The sequence below is a fragment of the Dermabacter sp. HSID17554 genome (assembly GCF_003989295.1).
GTDB lineage: Bacteria > Actinomycetota > Actinomycetes > Actinomycetales > Dermabacteraceae > Dermabacter > Dermabacter vaginalis.
This window is the reverse complement of the sequence record NZ_RBLW01000001.1, coordinates 579,474-600,800: the sequence shown is the minus strand read 5'-3', so window position 1 is coordinate 600,800 and position 21,327 is coordinate 579,474. Positions and strand designations below refer to the sequence as shown.

The 21,327-nt window shown below is 61.7% G+C and carries 24 protein-coding genes; 17 read left to right on the top strand and 7 right to left on the bottom strand.

The annotated features are described in order from the left end of the window. Positions 1–11: 11 nt before the first annotated feature. The 4 genes from D8M36_RS02805 (at position 12) to secA (ending at position 6,342) form a co-directional block, all read left to right on the top strand. Positions 12–1,688, top strand: a complete 1,677-nt coding sequence (locus tag D8M36_RS02805; RefSeq protein ID WP_161970189.1) for an LpqB family beta-propeller domain-containing protein — start codon at positions 12–14, stop codon at positions 1,686–1,688. A gap of 79 nt (positions 1,689–1,767) precedes the next feature. After that, entirely contained in the window at positions 1,768–2,550 is a 783-nt protein-coding gene (locus D8M36_RS02800) for a ComF family protein (protein WP_126846525.1), read from the top strand. 152 nt (positions 2,551–2,702) lie between these two features. Next, positions 2,703–3,347 (top strand): ribosome hibernation-promoting factor, HPF/YfiA family, encoded by a 645-nt coding sequence (gene hpf / locus D8M36_RS02795; protein WP_126846523.1) that lies wholly within the window; start codon positions 2,703–2,705, stop codon positions 3,345–3,347. Between the two features lie 205 nt (positions 3,348–3,552). After that, the gene (gene secA, locus D8M36_RS02790) at positions 3,553–6,342 is read left to right on the top strand and encodes a preprotein translocase subunit SecA (protein ID WP_126846521.1); all 2,790 of its coding nucleotides are present in this window, start codon (positions 3,553–3,555) and stop codon (positions 6,340–6,342) included. Positions 6,343–6,370: 28 nt separating this feature from the next. On the opposite strand, the gene D8M36_RS02785 is transcribed toward secA, so the two are convergent. Together D8M36_RS02785 and D8M36_RS02780 are read right to left on the bottom strand one after the other, a co-directional pair. Then, a complete protein-coding gene (locus tag D8M36_RS02785; RefSeq protein WP_065248117.1) occupies positions 6,371–6,760 on the bottom strand; it encodes an Rv3235 family protein in 390 nt (129 codons plus the stop codon). A 33-nt stretch (positions 6,761–6,793) separates the two neighbouring features. Further along, positions 6,794–7,750 carry a LysM peptidoglycan-binding domain-containing protein gene (locus D8M36_RS02780; protein WP_065248116.1) on the bottom strand — a complete coding sequence of 319 codons (957 nt, stop codon included), beginning with the start codon at positions 7,748–7,750 and terminating at the stop codon, positions 6,794–6,796. A gap of 200 nt (positions 7,751–7,950) precedes the next feature. Here D8M36_RS02780 and D8M36_RS02775 point away from each other — a divergent pair, with 200 nt between their 5' ends. Further along, positions 7,951–8,490 (top strand): hypothetical protein, encoded by a 540-nt coding sequence (locus D8M36_RS02775; RefSeq protein WP_065248115.1) that lies wholly within the window; start codon positions 7,951–7,953, stop codon positions 8,488–8,490. On the opposite strand, the gene D8M36_RS02770 is transcribed toward D8M36_RS02775, so the two are convergent. Further along, positions 8,487–8,729 carry a helix-turn-helix domain-containing protein gene (locus D8M36_RS02770; RefSeq protein ID WP_065248114.1) on the bottom strand — a complete coding sequence of 81 codons (243 nt, stop codon included), beginning with the start codon at positions 8,727–8,729 and terminating at the stop codon, positions 8,487–8,489. The genes D8M36_RS02775 and D8M36_RS02770 overlap by 4 nt on opposite strands. Positions 8,730–8,917: 188 nt before the next feature. Between D8M36_RS02770 and D8M36_RS02765 the strand changes: the two genes are divergently transcribed. From D8M36_RS02765 to D8M36_RS02755, 3 genes are read left to right on the top strand one after another with little or no spacing between them, the layout of a single operon-like run. Then, positions 8,918–9,547: an SAF domain-containing protein gene (locus D8M36_RS02765; RefSeq protein ID WP_065248787.1), complete on the top strand. Its 630-nt coding sequence runs from the start codon at positions 8,918–8,920 to the stop codon at positions 9,545–9,547. Then, positions 9,544–10,731 (top strand): AAA family ATPase, encoded by a 1,188-nt coding sequence (locus D8M36_RS02760; protein WP_126846519.1) that lies wholly within the window; start codon positions 9,544–9,546, stop codon positions 10,729–10,731. Before D8M36_RS02765 ends, D8M36_RS02760 begins: the two co-directional genes overlap by 4 nt. 40 nt (positions 10,732–10,771) lie before the next feature. Then, positions 10,772–11,218, top strand: a complete 447-nt coding sequence (locus tag D8M36_RS02755) for a hypothetical protein (RefSeq protein WP_065248112.1) — start codon at positions 10,772–10,774, stop codon at positions 11,216–11,218. Here the strand turns inward: D8M36_RS02755 and D8M36_RS02750 are convergent. Beyond that, the gene (locus D8M36_RS02750; protein WP_126846517.1) at positions 11,215–11,718 is read right to left on the bottom strand and encodes a DUF2505 domain-containing protein; all 504 of its coding nucleotides are present in this window, start codon (positions 11,716–11,718) and stop codon (positions 11,215–11,217) included. The two genes, D8M36_RS02755 and D8M36_RS02750, sit on opposite strands and share 4 nt — an antisense overlap. A 104-nt stretch (positions 11,719–11,822) precedes the next feature. Here D8M36_RS02750 and D8M36_RS02745 point away from each other — a divergent pair, with 104 nt between their 5' ends. Beyond that, positions 11,823–13,328 (top strand): sensor histidine kinase, encoded by a 1,506-nt coding sequence (locus tag D8M36_RS02745; RefSeq protein ID WP_065248110.1) that lies wholly within the window; start codon positions 11,823–11,825, stop codon positions 13,326–13,328. Positions 13,329–13,465: 137 nt separating this feature from the next. Here D8M36_RS02745 and D8M36_RS02740 read toward each other — a convergent pair whose 3' ends face one another. Next, a complete protein-coding gene (locus D8M36_RS02740) occupies positions 13,466–13,714 on the bottom strand; it encodes a WhiB family transcriptional regulator (protein WP_016664986.1) in 249 nt (82 codons plus the stop codon). A gap of 248 nt (positions 13,715–13,962) precedes the next feature. Here D8M36_RS02740 and D8M36_RS02735 point away from each other — a divergent pair, with 248 nt between their 5' ends. Continuing rightward, positions 13,963–14,397, top strand: a complete 435-nt coding sequence (locus D8M36_RS02735; RefSeq protein ID WP_126846515.1) for a hypothetical protein — start codon at positions 13,963–13,965, stop codon at positions 14,395–14,397. A gap of 13 nt (positions 14,398–14,410) precedes the next feature. Here D8M36_RS02735 and D8M36_RS02730 read toward each other — a convergent pair whose 3' ends face one another. Next, positions 14,411–15,136 carry an SOS response-associated peptidase gene (locus tag D8M36_RS02730; protein ID WP_126846513.1) on the bottom strand — a complete coding sequence of 242 codons (726 nt, stop codon included), beginning with the start codon at positions 15,134–15,136 and terminating at the stop codon, positions 14,411–14,413. 14 nt (positions 15,137–15,150) lie between these two features. Further along, positions 15,151–16,362, bottom strand: a complete 1,212-nt coding sequence (locus D8M36_RS02725) for a YihY/virulence factor BrkB family protein (RefSeq protein WP_065248107.1) — start codon at positions 16,360–16,362, stop codon at positions 15,151–15,153. 240 nt (positions 16,363–16,602) lie between these two features. Here D8M36_RS02725 and D8M36_RS02720 point away from each other — a divergent pair, with 240 nt between their 5' ends. Genes D8M36_RS02720 through D8M36_RS02690 form a run of 7 tightly spaced genes read left to right on the top strand, consistent with a single transcriptional unit; the run spans position 16,603 to position 21,262 of the window. After that, positions 16,603–17,826 (top strand): CpaF family protein, encoded by a 1,224-nt coding sequence (locus D8M36_RS02720; RefSeq protein WP_126846511.1) that lies wholly within the window; start codon positions 16,603–16,605, stop codon positions 17,824–17,826. Then, positions 17,823–18,701, top strand: a complete 879-nt coding sequence (locus D8M36_RS02715) for a type II secretion system F family protein (protein ID WP_065248106.1) — start codon at positions 17,823–17,825, stop codon at positions 18,699–18,701. The genes D8M36_RS02720 and D8M36_RS02715 overlap by 4 nt, the downstream gene beginning before the upstream one ends. Then, positions 18,698–19,654, top strand: a complete 957-nt coding sequence (locus D8M36_RS02710; RefSeq protein WP_126846509.1) for a type II secretion system F family protein — start codon at positions 18,698–18,700, stop codon at positions 19,652–19,654. The genes D8M36_RS02715 and D8M36_RS02710 overlap by 4 nt, the downstream gene beginning before the upstream one ends. Before the next feature lie 53 nt (positions 19,655–19,707). Beyond that, the gene (locus D8M36_RS02705; RefSeq protein WP_223845773.1) at positions 19,708–19,956 is read left to right on the top strand and encodes a hypothetical protein; all 249 of its coding nucleotides are present in this window, start codon (positions 19,708–19,710) and stop codon (positions 19,954–19,956) included. Position 19,957: 1 nt separating this feature from the next. Next, positions 19,958–20,356, top strand: a complete 399-nt coding sequence (locus D8M36_RS02700; RefSeq protein ID WP_161970188.1) for a pilus assembly protein — start codon at positions 19,958–19,960, stop codon at positions 20,354–20,356. Beyond that, complete coding sequence (locus D8M36_RS02695; RefSeq protein ID WP_150332969.1) at positions 20,340–20,807, top strand: hypothetical protein; 468 nt, start codon at positions 20,340–20,342, stop codon at positions 20,805–20,807. Before D8M36_RS02700 ends, D8M36_RS02695 begins: the two co-directional genes overlap by 17 nt. After that, complete coding sequence (locus D8M36_RS02690) at positions 20,804–21,262, top strand: flp pilus-assembly TadE/G-like family protein (RefSeq protein ID WP_126846503.1); 459 nt, start codon at positions 20,804–20,806, stop codon at positions 21,260–21,262. Before D8M36_RS02695 ends, D8M36_RS02690 begins: the two co-directional genes overlap by 4 nt. Positions 21,263–21,327: the final 65 nt, after the last annotated feature.

Genomic DNA, 21,327 nt, shown 5'->3' with positions numbered 1-21,327 from the left:
TCGGTGCGCGAATGTTTCGGCGACGCGCCGTTCTCGCAGGGGCGAGCATCGCGGCGCTCGCGGGATGTGCACGCATCCCCAATTCCTCGGAGGTGCACACAACTCCAGTGAAGGGGATCGGTCTCGGTGCACAGGGAGACACAGCCGTGGCACCGCCCGATCCGGGAGCCACCAAGATCGATATTGTGCGAGGGTTCCTTGCCGCGCATCTCGGAGTCGAGGATGGCAACCGCACTGCTCGCGAATACCTTGCGGAGAGTATTCGCAAGTCGTGGAAACCCATGACCGGGATTGAATTTTCTGAGACCGAGGGACTGGTATTCCAGGAATTAGATGGCGACAAAGTTTCCGTGACAGTACCGGTAGTCTCCAAGGTGTCACCCACCGGGGCTCGCGCGGTCAATCTTCATGCCGAGCGGGAAAAGGCAGAGTTTCGCCTCGTGCAGGTCAACGGGCAGTGGCGAATCTCCGAAACCCCCGATGCGCTCGTGCTCGGGTCGGAAGATTTCGCGCGACTATTCGAACCCGTGCGCGTGTACTTCGTGGCGAATGCGGGAGATGCTCTCGTCGCCGATCCTCGATGGTTCTTGCGTCAATCGACGTTTGCCTCGGCCTTCAACCGGCTCGCGCTCGGGCCGCCTCAATACCTGAAGGATGCTGTGCGTTCCGCGCTCAACGAGGGCAGCGTCATTGCCCCGAGTGCGCTCTCAAGGAATGAGGCGGGTGACCTCGTTGTGCAGCCCCCGGCGTCGGTTCTTGAACTCCCTCACGATGAACGCGCCCTTGCCCTCGCCCAGATCTCCGCAACCCTTCTGAGCCTCAAGCGAGTCCCAAGAGTGGTGTTCATGGACGGTCGGGAGGAAATCGCCCTTCCCCCTGATTCCCACCCTGTAAAAGCCTCGGTGGGCCACAGGCTCTATGGCTCGGGGGACAGCGGCATCGTGTCACTCGCAAGCGACACCGGAGGAGCATCGCTCGTGCCGGCCCTCGCATCCGAGACTGTTCGGCTGGGCAGAATAAGCGCCAACGGTCGCTACGCAAGCGCGGTGAGCCTTGATCGCCGAACGCTTCTCGTGACCGACCGTTCTGCTGACGCTCATGTGCGCCGCGAAAGCCTGGCCGAAGAGTTGTGTGCCCCGAGCATCGATCAATTTGGGTATGCCTGGACGATGCCGAGCGTCGGCGCGCCCGAACTTATCGCGGTGAGCGCCGATTTATCGGTTGAGGTGCGACGGCTTCCCGTTCCATGGCAGCCCACAGCCGACATTGCCTTCACTTCCCTCTCCTCGGATGGGGTGCGCCTCGCTGTCGTGCATGGCTCGCGCGGAGCCATCACCCTGAGCATCATCGGGATCGTGCGAGAGAAGCATGGCGCCCCGATGGGCCTTTCGGAGCCTCTCAGCGTAAGCGTCGCACTCGAGACGGTTGACGGTATCGCGTGGTATTCCGAGGAATCGATCCTGCTGTGGGGAACTTCGGGAGAAAGCACCCTGCCCATGGCGATCTCGTGGAATATGCACACGGGTTTCGAGCAGGTGAGCGAGTTGCGCGAAAACACGACGTCGGTGGCCGGCTCGCTCGAGGCACGTCTCCTGTTCGTGGGGAGCGGAGACGGCCAAGTTGTCCAAAGGAACGTGGATTCGTGGGCGCACATCGACGTGCGCGGGCGAGATATCGCTCTGTACTAGAGCCGAGGTGGTGGCGGCGCAGCCGTCGGAACGTGCTCCACGGCTGCCGGTTCTCCCCACGTTCGCGAAAGAGCTTGGCATGCCCCCTCCCACGCGCTCGAATGAGGGTATGAGCATTGACTTCCCTCGGGTCTTCGCGCGGTTTGCGAGTATCGCACTGCAGTCTCTCGTGCCGTTCTCATGCCCGTGCGGTGAGAGCGGCCTTCACTTGTGTGACGAATGTGCGGGTGAATTCTCGCGCGGAACCGTTTGGGTGGAGGGCGTGTGCGAGGGCGTGTGCGAAGCGCGCCCGAGTGCCGACGGTCGTGAGCTCGAGATTGCGCCGGCATTTCGCGTGGCGACGCTTGCCGAGTATGAAGGGCGCGTGAAAAGCGCCATCCTCGACTACAAAAACGGGGGCCATTTTGCTCTCGCCAACTACCTGGGGCCCCTCCTTGCCGATGCCCTCACTGAGCTCAGTGAAGGGTGCATGCACAGACACGTGATCGTCCCCGTGCCCTCGCGAGCCGAAGCGGTGAGGCGTCGCGGAGAGGACCATATGCGACTCCTTGCCGAAAGTGTGGGTGCACACGCAAGGGTGGGCGTGGCACCGGCGCTAGTGCTCAGCGGCATAAGTCAGCATTCACGGACCAAGCGCGAGAGGGCACGAGGCACGGAGCGGGTGATCGGCCCGAAAAGGGTAGCCGAGTGGGAGGGGATGAGGGGCGCACAGGCTGTCATTCTCGATGATGTTGTGACAACTGGCAGCACTCTCAAGAAGACGAGCGATGCTCTCGAGGCCCTCGGCGTGCGCACGTGCGCGGCACTCACGATCGCCTCAGCGAGGCTTCCGCGCGCAAACACTCCAATTCTACCCGTGTGATCTGCGGTACGTTTTCAGTCAGAAGTCCCATAATTGAAGGACTCAAAGCGGCAGGGACGCTGCGAACCTCATGAGGAGGAGGTGAACCACCCACCCGTAGAACCGGGCGGAACGTGGCCGCCCACACACTTCTCAACTCTGGAGGATTTCTCATGGATATCAATGTTGTTGGCCGTCAAATGGACGTTTCCGAACGCTTCCAGCGCCACCTCGAAGGCAAGCTCGAAAAGGTCTCCCAGCTCGCGCCAAGCGCCATGCGAATTGACGTCGAGGTTTCGTCAGAAAAGAACCCACGCCGCGCCGAAGAAAGCGAGCGTGTCGAGCTCACCGTCCATGACGAGGGGCAGGTTATCCGCTCCGAAGCGCGCTCCGGGGACCTCTACTCGGCTCTTGACCTCGCGCTCGCAAAGCTCCTTGAACGCTTGCGTCGCCTTGCCGATCGGCGTAAGGACCGTCACCGCGGACGCTCAAGGGGACACGGTGCCGATGCGGAAACACTTCGCAAGATGCAGGCGGATACCGAACGCATTGAAGAGCTTTTTGCGCAGGCCGAAAACGAGGGGCACAGAGACCTCGAGAACGAGGGCGAAGAACCGGTCGAGGAATCGGCGCCTACTTCCCCCATCGTGATTCGCGAAAAGAAGCACAAGGCGCAACCGATGAGCATCGATGACGCCCTTTACCAAATGGAGCTCGTTGGCCACGACTTCTACCTCTTCATCGACGAAGAGACCTCCAACCCGAAAGTGGTGTACCGCCGTAAGGGTTGGAACTATGGCGTTATCGAATTGGAATAAAACTATTCGCACGGTAAAAGCCCAGTTAGCAGGGTGCTTTTCCGGCGTGTGACGACTTCCTCGGGGGGTTCGGGCGCTCGAGTAGCGCGCGGACCCCCTTCGCCACGTAGACTGGGACGGTTCGCGCTGTTATCTGTAAGGAAACCGCGCCGTGAGTGTTCCGCACGTGAGCGTGCATGACGAGATCCTCTAAGGGAGTTTTCCAGTGGCCAAGCTTTTCGACGTCATTCTTCGTGCCGGTGAGGGCCGTGAGCGCAAGCGCCTAGCCGACATCGCGCAACGCGTTGATGATATCGAGGAGGGGTTCCTCGAACTCTCCGATGAAGAACTTCGCGAGGAAACCGAGAAGTTCAAGAAGCGCCTCGCCGACGGCGAAACTCTCGATGACATCCAGGTCGAGGCTTTCGCGACCGTGCGCGAAGCTGCACGACGCACTCTCGGCCAGCGCGCCTACCCCGTGCAGCTCATGGGCGGTGCCGCGCTTCACCGTGGCGAAATTGCCGAGATGAAAACCGGTGAGGGCAAGACCCTCGTCGCCACACTTCCCGCCTACCTCAATGCGCTCGCCGGTAAGGGCGTGCACATCGTGACGGTTAATGACTACCTCGCGAAATACCAGGGCGAGATCATGGGGCGTGTGTTCCGTATGCTCGGTCTCACGACCGGCGTGATCGTCTCCGGACAGGACCCCGCGGAACGTCGCAAACAGTACGCCGCCGACATCACTTACGGCACGAACAACGAATTCGGCTTCGACTACTTGCGCGACAACATGGCGCACTCCGTGAGCGACAAGGTGCAGCGCGGCCACTTCTTCGCGATTGTCGACGAGGTTGACTCGATCCTCATCGATGAGGCTCGTACCCCGCTCATTATTTCGGGCCCGGCATCGGGAGATGTCAATAAGTGGTTCGCCGAATTTGCGCGCGTCGCCACGAAACTTCAGCGCGATCGGGACTACGAAGTCGATGAAAAGAAGCGCACTGTCGGCATTCTTGAGCCAGGCATCGAGCTCGTCGAAGACCAGCTCGGCATCGATAACCTCTACGAGTCGCTCAATACTCCGCTGATCGGGTTCCTCAACAACGCCATCAAGGCAAAGGAACTGTTCAAACGCGATAAGGACTACGTCGTCATGAACGGCGAAGTCATGATCGTCGACGAGCACACGGGCCGTATCCTTTCGGGCCGCCGCTACAACGAAGGCGTGCATCAGGCGATCGAAGCGAAGGAAGGCGTCGCCATCAAGGCTGAGAACCAGACGCTCGCCACGATCACCCTCCAAAACTACTTCAAGCTTTACGAGAAGCTCGCGGGCATGACCGGTACCGCCGAAACCGAGGCTGCCGAGTTCATGGGAACGTACAAGCTCGGCGTCGTGCCCATTCCCACGAACCTGCCGCTGCAGCGCATCGATCAAATGGATCAGATCTACCGCACGGAAAAGGCCAAGTACCGCGCTGTCGTTGCCGACATCGAGGAGCGCCACGAGAAGGGACAACCCGTGCTCGTGGGCACGGTGAGCGTTGAGAAATCGGAGTACCTCTCCTCGCTCCTCAAGAAGAAGGGCATTCCTCACAACGTTCTCAACGCGAAGAACAACGAGGGGGAGGCCGCCATCGTGGCCATGGCCGGTCGCAAGGGCGCCGTGACTGTTGCCACCAACATGGCAGGCCGCGGTACCGACATCATGCTCGGCGGCAACGTCGAGTTCATGGCAACGAAAGACCTCGAACAACGAGGTCTCGACCCGGAAGAGCAGCCTGAAGAGTACGAGGCTGCATGGGACGGAGCGCTCGAAGCCGCACGCGAACAGGTCGCCAAGGAGCACGACGAGGTCGTTGAACTCGGCGGGCTCTATGTGCTCGGTACCGAGCGTCACGAGTCGCGCCGCATCGATAACCAGCTTCGCGGCCGTTCGGGCCGCCAGGGTGATCCGGGTGAGTCCCGCTTCTACCTTTCACTTCAAGACGACCTCGTGCGCCGCTTCTCGCAGGGACGCGCCGAGCAGATCCTGGAGCGCGGCGGCGTAGACGAGGACACTCCGCTCACGGGACGCATTGTGACGGGTTCCATCCAGGGGGCTCAAAAGCGTATCGAGTCACAGAACTTCGAAATCCGTAAGAACGTCGTGAAGTACGACGACGTGCTGACAAAGCAGCGCGCCCGCGTGTACGAGGATCGCAATCGCATTCTCGAGGGAGAGGACCTCGACGAGTCGATCTCGAGCTATATCGACGATGTTGTTGGGGCGCTCGTGCGCAACGCCACTGCTGGCAAGAGCGCCGAGGATTTTGAGCTTGACGAGCTGTGGGGCAGCCTCAAGGCGCTCTACCCCGCGTCCATTACCGCCGAGGACGTCGTCGAGGAAGTTGGCGGCAAGGAAAACCTCACGGCGAAACGTCTCGAACGAGAGATCCGCTCGGATATTGCCCTTGCCTATGAGAAGCGCGAGGACGAGCTCGGTGAGGCGGCTATGCGCCAGCTTGAGCGCCGAGTACTGCTCTCGGTGATCGACCGACGCTGGCGCGAGCATCTCTACGAGATGGATTATCTCAAGGAGGGCATCGGCCTGCGCGCGATGGCGCAGCGTGATCCGGTTATCGAGTACGCGCGCGAAGGCTTCCTCATGTACAACGACATGGTCGCGGGCATCAAGGAAGACGTTGTGGGCTACCTCTTCAACCTCGAAGTCAAGGTTCAGGAGGCACCGACCAAGGGGCAGGTCCCCGAGAAGGTCGCGAAGCTCGTGCGCGACGCTGCTGCGAAGGCAAAGGTCGTGTCTGGCGCCACGGAGCCTGCATCTGAGGAGATGAGCGAGAGCGCCCGAGCCGAGGGCGTCGACATTTCCGCGAAGGGCCTCGGAGATGGTCCCAAGGTTGAGGAGCTCTCCTACAGCTCTTCAGAAGGGGAAGCCGTTCCTGAACGTCCGCTTTCGCGTGCGGAACGCCGACGCAAGGAACGTGAGGAGCGCAAGCGCGCGAAGAAGAATTGACGCTCCGGCGCTCCTCGTGAAAGTGGGGCTAGCCGAGTTCGAGAGCTGTGATCTTCCAGCCTGAGCGTTTCTTCTCCCATCGCATGCACACGAAACGGGCTCGAAGCGAATCTCGCACGACCGAGTTTGCTTCGATCACGTCGTCGTTGACCCGGCAGATGTGCACGCCGCCAACGCTTATACGTGGCGAGACCCGGATGCCCGCGTTTTTCCGGTACGTTTTCACGCATGAGACCCGTTTCGCGAAGCTCTCCTGTTCCTGCGGGATAAGGATCTTGCTCAGGGATGTTGGCGGTCGATAGCCATTGAGAATCTCGAGTGCTTGACGCGCGACGGCTTCGACGACTGTGCGTGCTTTCTCGTCGTTGTCGAAGGGCGTGTGGGTGCCGGGCGAGGAAGGCTGAGTGTTGTTGAGCATGGCGTGAGTCTTTCTTCGTGATGGGGCTAGGGATTAGAGGCGGAAGGTTTGGCCGGGGAAGATGAGGTCGACGTTGTCGATCGTGGGATTTAGCGAGGCGATCCGGTCGATTTCACGAACGATCGCACCGTTTGTGGGGCGCTCGCCTTTTTCATGCGTGAGATGCTGCCTCGCGATGGACCACAGGGTGTCACCGGGCTTCACCGTGTAGGTGTGATCCGAGTGCGTGGCGCGATGTTCTCGCGTCGGGGCGGCGATCTCCCCGTGACCGGGAGACTTTGGTGAAGGCGCGTGCTGCAGGGGCTCCGGTGCGGGCAACGATTCCGAAGAACCTGAGAAGGCGATGGCGTAGGACGGCTCTGGCTCGGGGGTGGCGTGCAGTGGAGGGATCGAGCTGGCGTTGGCTGCCTCTTCCGTTGGAGCCCAACCGAGGGTTGTGACCCCCGAGGCATCGGGTGCTTCGTTGCCGCGTGCTTCCTCCTTGACCTGATCATCTCCGCCAGAATCGGAGGCGCTGTTCGCGTGCGTGACGGTGGCTATTGGAGTTGCCGCCTCGGCGAAGGCGCGCGACGGATTTCCCAGTGAGAGTGCTGTGGCCGATACCCCTAACGCAACGACGGCGAGGCGCGCAGCTCGAGGCGACCAGAGTCGAAGCACCTTGAGTGCGCAGATTCGGCGAGCAGATCGCTGAGGTGCAGCAACAGCGCACCAGATGAGGATCCACGTCACACTCAGGTGGGCGGTAAGTGCGGTGAAGCCGCCCGCACCGAGGGCGAAGATCGCGAGTGTAAATTGCCGCGCTCCGCCACTCGCGTGGGTGCCCTGGACGGCATAGGTAAGGGCGGTTGCGGCCATGGCACTCACTGCGAGCCAAGCGAGGGCCTTCGCGAGTGCGCGTGACTTCCTGATCTCCAGGGGAATGCACCCTGAAGCATCGTGTGCCGTTGTGCTTTCGGCGCGGTGGCCATGCCGCAGTGCTGTGGTGGTCATCGTTTTTCCCCCTTGGCTAATGACGCTGTGGTGATCCGGGGAGTATTGGATTCCCGGGTGTTCGAGTGGGCTCCCTGTTCCACTGATAGTCCACGCGCCATTTGATGCGATTTGATGAACTTAGGTGTTCGTTGATGATGGTATGTGCTCTTTGGTGGATGTGCAAGGGGTCACGATCATTCGTGCGGTACTTTGTTCGCATGAGTGCCGAAGACCGCCTCGATGACCTGGATCGCTGGTTCGAGCGCGAGCGCCTTGAGCGCGTTCGCGAGGACGCGCACGAGCTAGCCGATGCGGAGCGCTCTGAAGTAGAACTTCTCGACCGGGTCGCAGGGGCGGTAGGGGCCGCCGTAACGGTGGGGCTCGTCTCTGGCCGTGCCTACGAAGGTCGTGTTCGTCGGGTAGGGCGCGATTGGATCGAACTCGACGCCCTCCACCCACCGCGGAGAATTATCGTGAATGCTCAGAGAATCGCCTGGCTGAGTGGGCCGCTTAGCCGGGTCCGCCCCACCGACGAGAGGCACCCGCGGCTACGTATACGCAGCGCCGTTCAAGGGCTTGCCGAAACTGGACGCCGAGCGGTTCTCGTCACGGTTGCGGGGGATTTTTCAGGTGTGGTTGCACGAGTTTTTGCGGACCACCTTGAGCTGAGGGTGGTGAAGGGATCCGACGCCTCCACGCCCTCGCGAGGGCTCACTTCCGTCCCTTTTTCTTCGCTCGAAGCCCTGTGGGTCGTCTAGGAAGTTTCGCGCGTGCGCTTAGGTGCGCGCGCGGTGTTGTGAGCGAGGATCTCGGCCTCTGTTTCGGCATAGGCGCGATCGACGAACGCGCGTAGCTCGGCCTCCTCCACGCGCCATTGACCACGACCTCCAAGCTTGATCGCGCGCAAACTCCCGCTGCGCACGAGCGAATAGGCTTGCGGTTTCTCAATCGCGAGAATCTCGCACACCTCGTCGAGCGTGTAGAAGTGCATTGGCATGGTGCTCCTCGGTCAGCCTGGCTTCCACTATTTTCGCATGGACACGCGCTCGTGGTGCGACGGTGTGGATAAGTGTCGCGAGGCGAGTCGATCAAGGGTTGTCCACATTCGAATAAATCGCTCGCGCACTGTCGTGACTGTCGTTATGCTCAAGGGGAACTACGTGGTTCACGAACATTGGGGGGGCAATGGGGGAGCGTACGCGCTTTCGACGCATCAGGAAAAATCCGTACCGCGATACTCGACTTCTCACGGGAGCGGCGCTCGTACTCGGTAGTACTCTCGTGGGCGGTCTTGCTTTTGCGATGGTTTCCTCGAGTGAGGATGTCCTCGTCGCCACGACTGACATCGCCGAGGGGGACGTCCTCACGCCCGAGCACTTTGCCGTCGCCGAGGTCCGCATGGGCGAGAGCCGCGAACACTATGTGCAACGGCCCGAGGCGATTGGGGAAGGTGCCGTCGCGCGCGAGAGCATCGCCCGAGGCGAACTTCTTCCGCGCGCTGCCGTGGGGCAAGCCTCAGATTCCGCGATGCGTCCAGTGACAATCCAGGTCGCACAACCCGTCACATCGTCGCTCAGAAAAGGTGCGCTCGTGGATGTGTGGGCTTCGGGCGGTGAGGAAGGAGAGCCCTCGACAATCCTCGTCGAAGGTGCCATCGTGCGTGGCGTTGACGAAGGCGGTGGCCTCAGCGGCCGTGGCGCCCGCGTTGAGGTGCTGGTCCCCGCTTCTAGTGTCGCAAGTGTCCTCGATGCCCTGGGAGCGAAGAGGAATCTTTACGTCGTTGAAGCACCGGGTTTGTTCGAGGATGCCGAATGATCGACGTCCTCGTATGCGCATCAGGTGCCGATGAGGTTCAGCTCGTTTCGACGATCGCACAGCGGCTTGCTTCACACGCGCGAGTACTTCGTCGTTGCGTTGACCTCACGGAACTTCTTGCGCTCACGCGAGCCGAACTCGGCGATGTGCTCCTCCTGGATGTCGATGTGGAAGGGCTTTCACGCGAAGTCGTCCACGAGATCAGGCGCGGCGGAACGGGGGTTATCGCCATCACGTCTCCCGCGAGCCGCACCGATCCCGCAACCCTGGGAATCACCCTCGAAGCACACGGAGGGATCGAACCGGAAGCGCTCTACGAACTCCTCATGCAAGCCGGGCTCGAGGCTGAGGATCCGGATCAGGCGACGTGGACGCAAGATCCCGATGGAGAGGCACCGTCAGCGCCGATGATGACGGTGTGGGGGCCCGAAGGTGCTCCAGGTCGCTCGTTCGTCGCCGCGCACCTTGCGCACGAACTGTCGCTTCTCAGGGGAGAAAGCATCCTCATCGACGCCGATACCTACGGCCCTTGCCTCACACAGCTCTTTGGCGTTCTCGATGAAGTTCCGGGCCTCGTTGCCGCATGCCGCGCGAGTGACAAGGGCGCTCTCACGCCAGAGGTTTTGCTTCACCATTCTCCGCTTGTCAGCGATGACCTCCACCTCCTGAGCGGTATTGGCGTTCCTTCTCGGTACATCGAGGTGTACGACAACGCCCTCGAAGGGGTTTTCGCGAAGGCCCGGGAGGCGTCGAACGTCGTCGTCGCCGATGTTGCGGGACCCCTCGAGAGCGAGAGTGGGAGCAGTGACTACGGAACTCAGGAACGCAACGGCGCAACGCGAACCGCACTTGCGGCCGCTTCGCACGTTCTTGCCGTGGTGGCGGCAGACCCCATCAGCGTGACTCGGTTTGTGCGCGAGGCACCTCAGGTCGCGGAGCTCACGCAGAGCCCCATCACTGTCGTGGTGAACAAACTTGACTCGAGCGTGACACTCGCAAGCATCGAAAGAACTCTCCGCTCACGCCTCGACTTTGACGCGTGTCTTGCACTGCCGCTCGATGCGGCAACGGTCTCTCGAGCAAGGTGGGACGGCGTGCTTCTCGCCGAATCCGCGCCAAAATCGAAGCTTCGCCAGTCCCTCACGCGATTGGCCGCTCACCTCCACCACAACCTTTTTCGCTAGTCTTGAGGTTCTAGCAGCTACGAGGCCAAGGAGGGTGCACATGCGCGTGTACTGCCCCGTGAATGCGCTCGCGGGAGACACGAGCGTCACCGACATGTCGAGCCCCACGTTCGATCTGCCTGCAAAGGCCCGCGTGTGGGGAGTGCCCACCGCATCGACGACCGCTCTCAGCGGCGACGAGGTGGAAGAGCGAGAGTTCGAGGCACTGTGCGAATGCATTTTGTCATTTGCCCATGCGAACAGGGGCGCTTCTCGTATCGCCATTGCGGCGTTTGACCTCCCCGACCGCGCACTCGAACGCGACTCCTCGCCCGAAACCGGGGAATGGTCGCACGTGCTACGCAGCGAGGCTTACACGATTCCGCTCAAGGCCTACCTCATCACCCAAAACTCGGCTTCGGAGGTCGCTGATGACCCCTACGCGCCCGATGCACTGTGGTTCGACCCGAGTGAGGCGAGCTCCGTGAGAGAGTTTCTCGAAGGCTAGCGCTCCCGCCGAAGGACCTCGTTCGCGAACGACTCCTCGGTGCGGAAGATCTCCCCAGCGGCTTCGGCTCCTGCCTTCTCCACCGCTCCTCCCACGAGGGGGATCTTTACGCTGAGCTGCGCCTCAATTTTCATGCGCGAATGTTCGCCGTTGCCCTCAAGCGTGAAATCCGCAGAGAGGTTGACCGGTAGCGAGGCGACTGTCGCGCGGAGCCGACCCGTACGCGCACCGCCCGAAGGCGCATCCCATTCGTGCACGATGGTGGCCTCGAGGTGCTCCGGGAGAAAACGGCGGAACTTCTCGTGGTTCACCTGCTCACGAGGCACATTCGCCAGGATCGTGGTGGTGAAGGCGCCGTCGGAATCCCCCTGAACCTCCACACGCGTGTTTCGCACACCGAGTCTCGAGGCACGCTCTAGCGCACTCTCACGGCTCGCGTAAAAATGTGCGACCTCCTCGGTGCTCGCGTTGTACTCGATGGTTTCGTGGAGTGTTTTCACTGCGGTCTCCTCAACTCTCGTGTGTGCTCAAGCCTATCGAGCCTCGGTGACGCGAGCCTGCGCCCGAGAGGGGGTGGAGTACCGCGAGGCAGTAGGCTTGAGGCATGGCTCCCACTGTGAACAACGTTCTCACCTACGACGATGAAACGCCGAAGCCCGAAGTCGAATGGCTTCAGCTTTTGCTTGGGGATTGGCAGGTCATTTCAGATCTGCTCGGTTCGGATCTCGTGCTGTGGGTGCCTCGCGAAGAGGGCATGTGTGCGACCGCGCATTCGCGCCCGGCCAACGGCAATACCGTGTATTTTGAGGACCCAATCTCGAGCGTGTACACGCGTGAGGACTGGCCTGAACTGCTCGATGCATTCGACAATGCCGAGGCGGGCAACGACGACATTGACACTTTCGTGACGGTCGAGCGCGAGTCACGCCCGGCGTTCGTGCGTTTCGCGCCCGTGCGCCGTAAGGGGGCGGTGCTCGCGGTTCTTTCGATCGAGTCATTTACTTCACCGGCCGATGCGCGGCTCACGGCTTCGGAAGTGGAGCAGTACCGTCTCGGCCGAGAGCTTCTCCTCATGATGGGGGAGGGGGCGTTCCCCATCAAGGGGGCGCCGGTTCCGCCCCGCCGCGGGGCGCCGCGTGTGGGTGATGGTTGGGTGTCTGTCGACAGCGAGGGCGTCGTGAAGGCGGCCTCGCCCAACGCACTTTCGGCCTTCCACCGCTGCGGAATGCAGGGAGACATGGTCGGATGTCTTCTCGCGGAGCTCGCCACGGCCGATCTTCAGTCGCGCATCCCTGTTGACGAGTCGCTCCCGCTCGTGCTGACGGGGCGCGCCGCGTGGCGCGTGGACATGCAGGCGCGAGGCGGGATTCTCTCGCTACGCGCGATTCCGATTACGCGCAAGGGCAAACGTACGGAGGCGATCATCCTCGTACGTGATGTCACCGAAGTGCGGCGCCGCGAGAAAGAACTCATGACCAAAGACGCGACGATCCGCGAGGTCCATCACCGTGTCAAGAACAATCTTCAAACGGTCGCGGCGCTTTTGCGCCTTCAATCGCGACGTATGAAAAGCGACGAAGCTAAGGAAGCCCTACTTGAAGCTATGCGTCGCGTTTCGACGATCGCGCTTGTGCACGAATCCCTTTTGCAGGGGAGCGAAGAGACCGTTTTGCTCGACGATGTGATCGATCGTTGCCTCCGTCTCGCGGTTGATGCGGCTGCGGCAACGGTACGTTCTGCCGACCACGCGAGCGGCTTTGGGCAGGTCACGGTTGCGACGCACAAGATTGGTAAGGCTGGGCTGGTTCGAGCCGAGGAAGCCACGCCGCTTGCACTCGTGCTCACCGAGCTCGCGACGAATGCGGTCGAGCACGGGCTCTCGGAAACGGGGGGAAATCTCACGGTCACAAGTGAGCGCAGTGGAACGCACCTCGTGATTTACGTCGATGATGACGGCAGCGGCATGCCTCGCAAGCCCGAAGGGCTCGGCACGAACATTGCGCAAACTCTCGTGCAGGGGGAGCTCGGTGGGGTGCTCACGTGGGAGAACAGGCCCGACGGTGGCACGCGTGCCATGATTGACGTGTATCTCGACCCGCTCTCACGCTAATAGAGGGGTGGCCGTTGGCCTGAGTCCGAAGGGCGTGCGGGGCCATACTTTGCGCGCTCAATGGGGCTCGCCCAGAGCGACCCAGTTGCGTATGGGAGCTGACGTGGCCGCGCCGAAAGGCGGGCTCTGAGGCGGCGTCAGGCGACGCGGCGCGCACGCGCGGTGCGGCGCTTAAGCGAGCGGCGCTCATCTTCGGAAAGGCCGCCCCACACGCCCGAATCCTGACCGGATTCAAGCGCAAACTTCAAACAGATGTTCATGACCTCGCAGCGCTGGCACACTGCCTTGGCTTCCTGGATCTGGGTGATCGCCGGTCCCGTGTTCCCGATGGGGAAGAAAAGCTCGGGATCTTCGGTGAGACATGCAGCGCGGTGGCGCCAATCCATCGGGTCACTCTCTCTTTCCAGTGCATCGTGACCGTAGTGGGGCCACGATGGCGTGCGGCCCACAGGGCCTCGACATCAATGCGGATCGCCACAGACACCTTTGTGTTGTAGCGATGTAGTACTCCATTGTTCCTGGCAACGGCGCTAACGGACAAGGATCTAGAAGAAAGATCCCTCGTAATCTTTTCCACACCGTTTGCATCTTGCCACCGGCCGCCCCGCAGCGTACCGGGCACTAGGGTGGGGGCATGACCTCCCACCATGGCGCCTCTGAAGCCGAGGCGACGTTCAATCGCGTCACGCACCCGCTGCGCCGCGTGAGTGCCCTTCTCCTCGTTCTCGAAGCGCTCCTTCTTGGCGGTGCCGCGCTCTACGCGCTCGTGACGCTCCCGGCGCAGGCTGCCGACCTGAAAACGGTCGCGGTGGGACTCGCGGTTTTCCTTGGGATTTTCGCCCTCATGGTGGGTTTCGCTGCGCGTTCGCTTATGAAACGAGGCCGCTACGGGGTGAGCTTCGGTGTGACGTGGCAGCTGTTCCAGGCTCTTGTGGGAGGTAGCCTCATCCGCGGAGGGCTTCTCTGGGCGGGCTTCGGTGCACTGGCACTCGCAGCGGCACTTTTTGTTCTTCTCTTGCGGCCGGAGAATCGACCTGACCGCGAGCTCTTCGTCGACGACGATACGTGAGGCGCGCGAGGGGTTAGGTTGGCGTAGGACTCTGCCGCTCGAGAAGGTATGGCCCCTCGTTTGCGGCGCTTCCCACCTCGCGCCCCACCGGGTAGGCCTCGAGCGCCGCCGACGCAAGCTGGCCCTCCGTGCCGCCCACCCATGCGTGGGCTTCGGCGCCCGAAGAGAACGAGTCGAGGCTGAGCCACGTTTCACGGCCATTCGGGTCGAGGAAAACGGGCATGCGGGAATGGATGTGCTTGAGGTGCCCTTCGGCGGCTTTCGTGATGATGGTGGCGCTCAAAAGCCATGTGGCCTCGGGATCTGCGGGGTTCTTCCACCACGACACAAGACCGGCTGCGTAAAGAAGCGGCGTATCGCGGCCGTGAATGAAATGAGGGACTTTGCCGTGTGTGCCTGCTTGCCACTCGAAATAGCCGTTCATGGGTACGAGCGCGCGGTAACGCTCGAGCGAACCGCGGAAACTCGGCTTCTCCACGAGAGACTCGCGGCGGGCATTGAAGGTCTTCGCGGAAAACGAGAGGTCTTTCGCGAACCGTGGAAGAAGGCCCCAGCGCGCGGTGCGCACGCCTCGCCTAAGTTCGCCCGTGGCGCGTTCGAGTCCTTCGGTAACGACGTAAATCGGTGCCGTGGGAGGAATGTTGTAGCGCGCGTGAAGGTGCGGATCCGCGAGATCAAGCGCGCCGAGATCGTCGAGCATAGGCTCGATCTCTTGGAAAAACGCAAAGCGCCCGCACACGGCTCAGATTACTCCTAGTCTCGTGCGTCCTCAGCGCTTTTCTCGGTGCTCACCGCGGAGGGAGTGCTCGAGTTGCGGTCCTCCTCGCGGACGGTGAAGACCTCCTCGTCGCCCTTGCGTAGCGCATCCGCACCCGCGAACGTGGCGGTGTAATTGTCCTGGTTCTTGTAGAGATTGCCAACGCGGATCTCGCGGCCCTCGTCCACAATCTTTGCGTACTTCAGGTCGGCTTTCGTAGGCGGCTCGGCACCGCGGCTCGGCAGCTCGAAACCATCCTCGGCGGGCATGCCCGCAGCGAGCTGGCGGCCGCGAAGAACCTCCGCGTCAAAAGCCGCACCGAGAATCAGCACGATGCTCACGACCCACAGAACGAACAGAACTGCCATCACACCACCGATGGCGCCGTAGCTCGAGTAACTCGCCAACGTCGACATATAGACGCTCAGGGCAAGGAGTGCGAGGGCGATGCCGATGATGGCGAAGACGCCACCAGGCGAGATGAAGCGGTACTTGTGCTTGAGGTTCGGTGTTGCCCAGTACAGGAGGGACACGACGGCGAACAGGAGCGCGAGCATGAACGGCCACTTCACCCACGCCCAGATCGGGATGAACGTGTTCGTGAGGAAGTCGAGGAGGCCCGACATGTTGATAGTTGAGAAAATCGGGCCGAGGATCGAATCCATCATGCTCTGGCTCAGCATCATGGACACGAAAAGGAGAAGGATTCCCACGATGAGAGCAGCGGTGACGGCGAGCATCGAAAGATTAAGCTTGACCGGACCTCGGGTTTCTTCCACACGATAAATCTTGTTCGAGGCGCGAGAGAAGGCCTTCACAAACGCCGAGGCGGACCACAGCGCCGTCAAAATACCGATGATGAGGGCGATCGTCCCCGAAGAGGTCGAGCCGAGGAGTGACTTAAGCGTTGATTCGATAGCGCCGGTGAGATCCGTTGAGCCATTCGCGATGTTCGAGTTCTTGACCGCATCGGTAATGACCTTCACGATTTCGTCCTGGAAACCGCTCAGGACGAGCGCTGCGAGAGAGAAGAGTGCAAGGAAGGTGGGGGCGACGGCGAGCACGATGAAGTAGGTGAGTTGGGCGGCGAGATCCGTTCCCCCCGCGCGTGTGAACTCGGTGAGAGTGCGTTTTGCGGCGTAGACCCACTCGGTCTTCGACATCTTTGCTTCGGTCACGGTGTCGCGGTCATTTAGGCGCGTTGCCATGCGGTCATCCTCTTGGGCAGGGGGACGGGACGACGTGAGTCTATACGGCTGATCTGCACGGATGCCACACCACGAGAAGACGCAGCACTCTGGAAAACAAAAGACTAGTTATCCACAATTCGCGAACAGCGTTTCGCCCACTTCCATACTCTGGTAGAAAGATGACAGAACGCTCCCTGGGGGATGGGAGTCGAGGTGGCGGCCAAGGCGGGCGCCACGATCACTAAGGGGGAAGCGCCTATGCGGGACGCACTCGGGATCATTGAGGCTGAGGCCCGGCAAGCGATCCGTGCGCAAGGGCTCGATGCATCCTCGTCATCTCTCGATGACCTCATCGCACACGTGGTGGCGCAGTACGATGCAAAAGCTACGCGAGGCGAAGTTCCACCCCTGCGTGACCGCGACGCCGCAGTCGGCGAGGTAGCCACGCGCATCGGCGGTTTCGGCGCCCTCCAAGCCTTCCTCGACGATCCGGAAATCGAAGAAATCTGGATCAACTCGCCGAGCGAAATTTTCGTTCACCGGAACGGGGTCAGCGAGCTTACGCCGCTCGTGCTCTCGGCTGCTGAAGTGCGCGGACTCGTCGAGCGAATGCTCGCTCAAACAGGTAGGCGCCTCGACCTCAGCACTCCTTTCGTTGACGCGCTTTTACCGAGCGGGGCTCGCCTGCACGCCGTGATTCCCAATGTCACGCGCAGGCACTGGTCGGTCAACATTCGAAAGTTCATCTCGAAGGCACACTCTCTCTCGGATCTCGTTGCACTCGGATCCCTGACCCAGCAGGCCGCCGATGTACTCGATGCGAGTGTGAAAGCGGGCCTCAATATCATCGTGTCCGGGAGCGTGGGCTCAGGAAAAACCACGATGGTGAACTGCTTAGGCTCGGCCGTTTACCCGCGCGAGCGGGTCGTGACGATCGAAGAGGTTTTCGAACTCGATATCCGGGCTCGGGATGTCGTGGGAATGCAGTGCCGGCAACCAAATCTTGAAGGCGTCGGCGAGATCAGCATGCGGCGACTCGTGAAGGAAGCGCTGCGTATGAGGCCTAGCCGCATCATCGTGGGCGAGGTTCGTGAAGCCGAGTCTCTCGATATGCTCATTGCCCTCAACAGTGGCTTACCGGGCATGGCCACGATCCACTCGAACTCTGCGCGCGACACAATTGCGAAGCTGTGCACGCTTCCGTTGCTCGCGGGGGAGAACGTTAGCAGCTCGTTCGTCACTCCCACGGTTGCCAATGCGATCGACCTCGTTGTCCACCTCGATCATCTTCATGACGGCACGCGTCGCGTGCGTGAGATCGTCGCTGTCCCGGGTCGCGTTGAAGATTCTGTGGTGGAACTCGGGCACGTATTTGAGTGGCGGCGCGGGCGTTTATGCCGGGGAGAGGCGTACCCGCCCCACCCCGAGCGATTTGAACGCGCCGGCTTTTCGCTCTCCACACTCCTTGGGGGCGAGCGATGATTCCGGGGTTCGCCACCGGGGCCCTTTTCGGCCTTGGCGTCGTGACGATCTGGTCGGCCTATTGGCCGCGCGAGGCACGAAGGGCCGGGCGGAGCGGTTCACGAACCCGTTTCGAACAGAGGATTCGCGATGATTTCGCGAGAATCGGGCTTGCGAGCGCGCGCCCGCTTCACCTCCTTCTCGCTTCCGTGGTGCTCGCGGGCCTAGTTTTCATCCTGACGCTCGGTATCAGCACAGCCATGATTCCGAGCGCTGCGGCGGGCGCGGGCGCATTTTTTCTGCCGGCATGGGCGCTTCGCACACTCGCACGGCGACGGCAAGAAAACCTCCGTGAGGTATGGCCGGAAGTGATCGACCTCGTGGGATCGGCCGTCCGCGCTGGTCTCTCGCTACCGGAATCGCTTGCTCAACTTGCCGAGCGCGGGCCCGAGCAGCTGCGCTCGCCCTTTGGCGAGTTTGCCCGTGAATACCACGCGACTGGAGATTTTTCCTATAGCCTCGACCGGCTCAAGGAGCGCTTGAGTGACCCCGTTGCCGACCGCATTATCGAAGCGCTTCGCATCACGCGCGACGTTGGCGGCACCGATCTTGGCACGCTGCTTCGTACACTTTCCTCGTTCCTTCGTGAGGATGCGCGCGTGCGCTCCGAACTTGAAGCACGTCAAAGTTGGACGGTCAACGGAGCAAAGCTTGCGCTCATCGCGCCATGGGTCGTTCTCGGTCTCATGATCCTGCGGCCCGAAGCAGCCGAGGCCTACGACACGGCCGCAGGCGGAATGCTCATTATTGTCGGTGCGGCCGTATCCTTCTTTGCCTATCGGCTCATGCTCACGTTTGCGCGTTTACCCCAGGACGAGAGGGTGCTACGCGAATGAGCATCCGCGACAACACTTTCACGATCATCCTGCTCGGATGTGCGCTCGGAGCACTATTTGGGCTCGGGATCGCCCTTGTGATCCTTGAAAACCCGTGGAGAAGGCCCCGTTCGGTCGAGGCGCGCATCGCCCCGTACGTGAAGCAAGGGAAGGCTCGCGGAGCGCTCGGTTTCCTCGATCATGGGAGGCGTGTGCATCCCGTGATCGACACAAACCTCGGCCCGTTTCTCGTGAAGGCGCGTGCCTTCGCAGCACGCACCTTTGGAAGCCAGAGGGAAATCGAGAAGCGGCTTGCGCTCGCGGGCGGTCGACTCAACTATCGCGATTTTCGCGTGCAGCAGCTGACGTGGGCGATTATCGCGTTCGTCGCGAGCGCTGCGCTCGGCATGGGGCTCTTCGCCCTCGGCCGGGCACCGCTTATCGCCCTTCTCGCACTTGTCGTGATCGCGACCGTCACCGCGCCCCTCATGCGTGATTACCTCCTCACGAGCGCGATTACGTCGCGCAAGCAAGCGATGGCCCGCGAGTTCCCCACCGTCGCTGATCTTCTCGCGCTCGCTATCTCCGCGGGGGAGGGGCCCATCGCCGCAATGGAGCGAGTCGCGCGCACCTCTCGCGGGGAACTCTCGCGTGAACTCGCTATCGCCGTCTTTGAAATTCGCGCAGGTTCCACGCTTGAGGACGCCCTCATGAACCTCGGCACCCGCTCGCCACTAGATTCCGTCTCGCGTTTTGCAGAGACCATCGCCGTCGCCCTCGAAAGAGGCACCCCGCTCGCGGACGTCATGCGCGCACAGGCGCAGGATGCTCGCGAGCTCTCGAAGCGGACCCTCATGGAAAGTGCCGGGCGGCGGGAGGTGTACATGCTGATGCCCGTCGTCTTTCTCCTCATGCCGCTTGTCATCGTGTTTGCGGTGTTCCCCGGAATCACCGCACTACAAGTGGGGCTTTGACCTCCATGACCCGATATTGCTCACCCATCCTCTCTTCACCTAAGGAGAACTTCATGTCCATCAACCGTTCGACCCTCGTTGACAACGCGACCACTCACTCGGGGCTGCGCGAACGCGTAGTTCGCGCGGGGGTTCGCGCTCTCGTCGCAGCGCGTGAGCGCTTTGCCTCAGACCGCGGCGACGTTCCCGGGTGGGTCCTCATTACCCTCATGACCGCGGGTATTGTCGTGGCGCTGTGGGCCGTGGCTTCCGACGCCCTCGTAGGCCTGTTCAACCAGGCCATGAGCCAGTTCACCGAGTAGCGTGAAGAGACGTGTACGGCGCCTTTGGGCGCGCGTGCGCGAGGAGCGCGGCAATGCCGTCGTGGAGTTTCCTCTCATCTCGGCGCTCATCGTGGCGCTTGGTTTGAGCCTCCTCCAGCTTGCGCTCTTCCTTCACGTACGCAATGGGCTCACGGATATCGCTGTGCAGTCGGCGTACCACGGCGCGCTGCTGGGGAACGATGCGAATGATGGCAGCGCTCGAGCCGCAGAGTTGGCCTCGGCCCGCTTCCCTCAACTAGGGGACGTCTACGTCGAGGCCCGTGAAGGAGTTGGAGTCATCGAAGTGGAGATCCATGCGGACTTGCCGCTCATCGGTTTCCTCGGGCCGAGCAACGCACTACGCGTTGTGGGACACGCAGTTAATGAAGATGCGCTCTAGGGTGAAGGCGGTAGCGAGAAAAGTCGCGTGCCGCCTCAAGGACGCCTCCGGAAACTCGATCGTGGAGTTCACTGGCCTGTCGGTGGTCCTTCTCATCCCGCTCGTGTACCTCTTGCTCACGTGCGCCTCGATGCAGTCGGCGACCTTTGCGGCCGATACCCTCGCGCGCCAGATCGCGCGCGTGTATTCGGTGCAGGAACTTGCGGAAGGTCGTGAGGAACGGATTGGGCGCATCATTGCTGAGGTTGAGCGCGATTACGGGGTGGACGTCGATCCGGCAGAGATATCCGTGGCATGCCCCGCAGCCACATGCCCGGTAGCGGGAGAAGCCGTGTCGGTTGAGGTAAGTATCGCAGTGCCGATTCCGGGTCTCGGCGTAGTCGGGATCGACTCATCGATCGTCGGCGTGACGGGGCGTCACGCGCTGATCTCGGAAGGGAATGCTCGGTGAGACACAAACATGGTGCAGCGCTCCTTGGCGCAGAGCGCGGGAACGCCAGCGTCCTGACGATTGGCGTGAGTGTTGTGGTGCTCATGGTGATCGCTTTCGGTATTGCGGTGACTGGAGTGGAGATTGACCGTAATCGTGCCCAGTTCGTGGCCGATGGTGCGGCGCTCCATGCTGCGGGAGCCACGAGCGAAAACACACTCTATGGCGCATCGGGTGATCCGCGCACGCCCACCGAGGAGGAAGCGCGCGAACGCGCTCAGGCGTACCTTGCGTCGTATCCTCATCAGTTTTCGCGTGTGAGCGATATGCACATCGCCTCGCTCTCCCTCGCGCCGAGCGGTGAGGTCACGATTACACTCGAAGCGCGCCTTCATCCACCCCTCGTGGGCTGGATCTCTCGAGCACTTGATTCTCCGCTTGTCGTGCGCGTGCAATCGTCGGCCCACGCACACTGACTGGAGGGGCGGCGAGGTTGTGGAGCATGCCGCATTGGCGCATGCCCTCACCACCGCGTCCCTGC

What these genes read in the sequence shown, in the direction of transcription:
- D8M36_RS02785 (WP_065248117.1), bottom strand. Translation starts at nt 6,760, where the DNA reads ATGCTCAACAACACTCAGCCTTCCTCGCCCGGCACCCACACGCCCTTC.
- D8M36_RS02760 (WP_126846519.1), top strand. Translation starts at nt 9,544, where the DNA reads ATGATCGACGTCCTCGTATGCGCATCAGGTGCCGATGAGGTTCAGCTC.
- D8M36_RS02780 (WP_065248116.1), bottom strand. Translation starts at nt 7,750, where the DNA reads ATGACCACCACAGCACTGCGGCATGGCCACCGCGCCGAAAGCACAACG.
- D8M36_RS02745 (WP_065248110.1), top strand. Translation starts at nt 11,823, where the DNA reads ATGGCTCCCACTGTGAACAACGTTCTCACCTACGACGATGAAACGCCG.
- D8M36_RS02740 (WP_016664986.1), bottom strand. Translation starts at nt 13,714, where the DNA reads ATGGATTGGCGCCACCGCGCTGCATGTCTCACCGAAGATCCCGAGCTT.
- D8M36_RS02705 (WP_223845773.1), top strand. Translation starts at nt 19,708, where the DNA reads ATGTCCATCAACCGTTCGACCCTCGTTGACAACGCGACCACTCACTCG.
- D8M36_RS02755 (WP_065248112.1), top strand. Translation starts at nt 10,772, where the DNA reads ATGCGCGTGTACTGCCCCGTGAATGCGCTCGCGGGAGACACGAGCGTC.
- D8M36_RS02805 (WP_161970189.1), top strand. Translation starts at nt 12, where the DNA reads ATGTTTCGGCGACGCGCCGTTCTCGCAGGGGCGAGCATCGCGGCGCTC.
- D8M36_RS02710 (WP_126846509.1), top strand. Translation starts at nt 18,698, where the DNA reads ATGAGCATCCGCGACAACACTTTCACGATCATCCTGCTCGGATGTGCG.
- hpf (WP_126846523.1), top strand. Translation starts at nt 2,703, where the DNA reads ATGGATATCAATGTTGTTGGCCGTCAAATGGACGTTTCCGAACGCTTC.
- D8M36_RS02765 (WP_065248787.1), top strand. Translation starts at nt 8,918, where the DNA reads ATGGGGGAGCGTACGCGCTTTCGACGCATCAGGAAAAATCCGTACCGC.
- D8M36_RS02720 (WP_126846511.1), top strand. Translation starts at nt 16,603, where the DNA reads ATGCGGGACGCACTCGGGATCATTGAGGCTGAGGCCCGGCAAGCGATC.
- D8M36_RS02800 (WP_126846525.1), top strand. Translation starts at nt 1,768, where the DNA reads ATGCCCCCTCCCACGCGCTCGAATGAGGGTATGAGCATTGACTTCCCT.
- D8M36_RS02725 (WP_065248107.1), bottom strand. Translation starts at nt 16,362, where the DNA reads ATGGCAACGCGCCTAAATGACCGCGACACCGTGACCGAAGCAAAGATG.
- D8M36_RS02770 (WP_065248114.1), bottom strand. Translation starts at nt 8,729, where the DNA reads ATGCCAATGCACTTCTACACGCTCGACGAGGTGTGCGAGATTCTCGCG.
- D8M36_RS02715 (WP_065248106.1), top strand. Translation starts at nt 17,823, where the DNA reads ATGATTCCGGGGTTCGCCACCGGGGCCCTTTTCGGCCTTGGCGTCGTG.
- D8M36_RS02695 (WP_150332969.1), top strand. Translation starts at nt 20,340, where the DNA reads ATGAAGATGCGCTCTAGGGTGAAGGCGGTAGCGAGAAAAGTCGCGTGC.
- D8M36_RS02775 (WP_065248115.1), top strand. Translation starts at nt 7,951, where the DNA reads ATGAGTGCCGAAGACCGCCTCGATGACCTGGATCGCTGGTTCGAGCGC.
- D8M36_RS02735 (WP_126846515.1), top strand. Translation starts at nt 13,963, where the DNA reads ATGACCTCCCACCATGGCGCCTCTGAAGCCGAGGCGACGTTCAATCGC.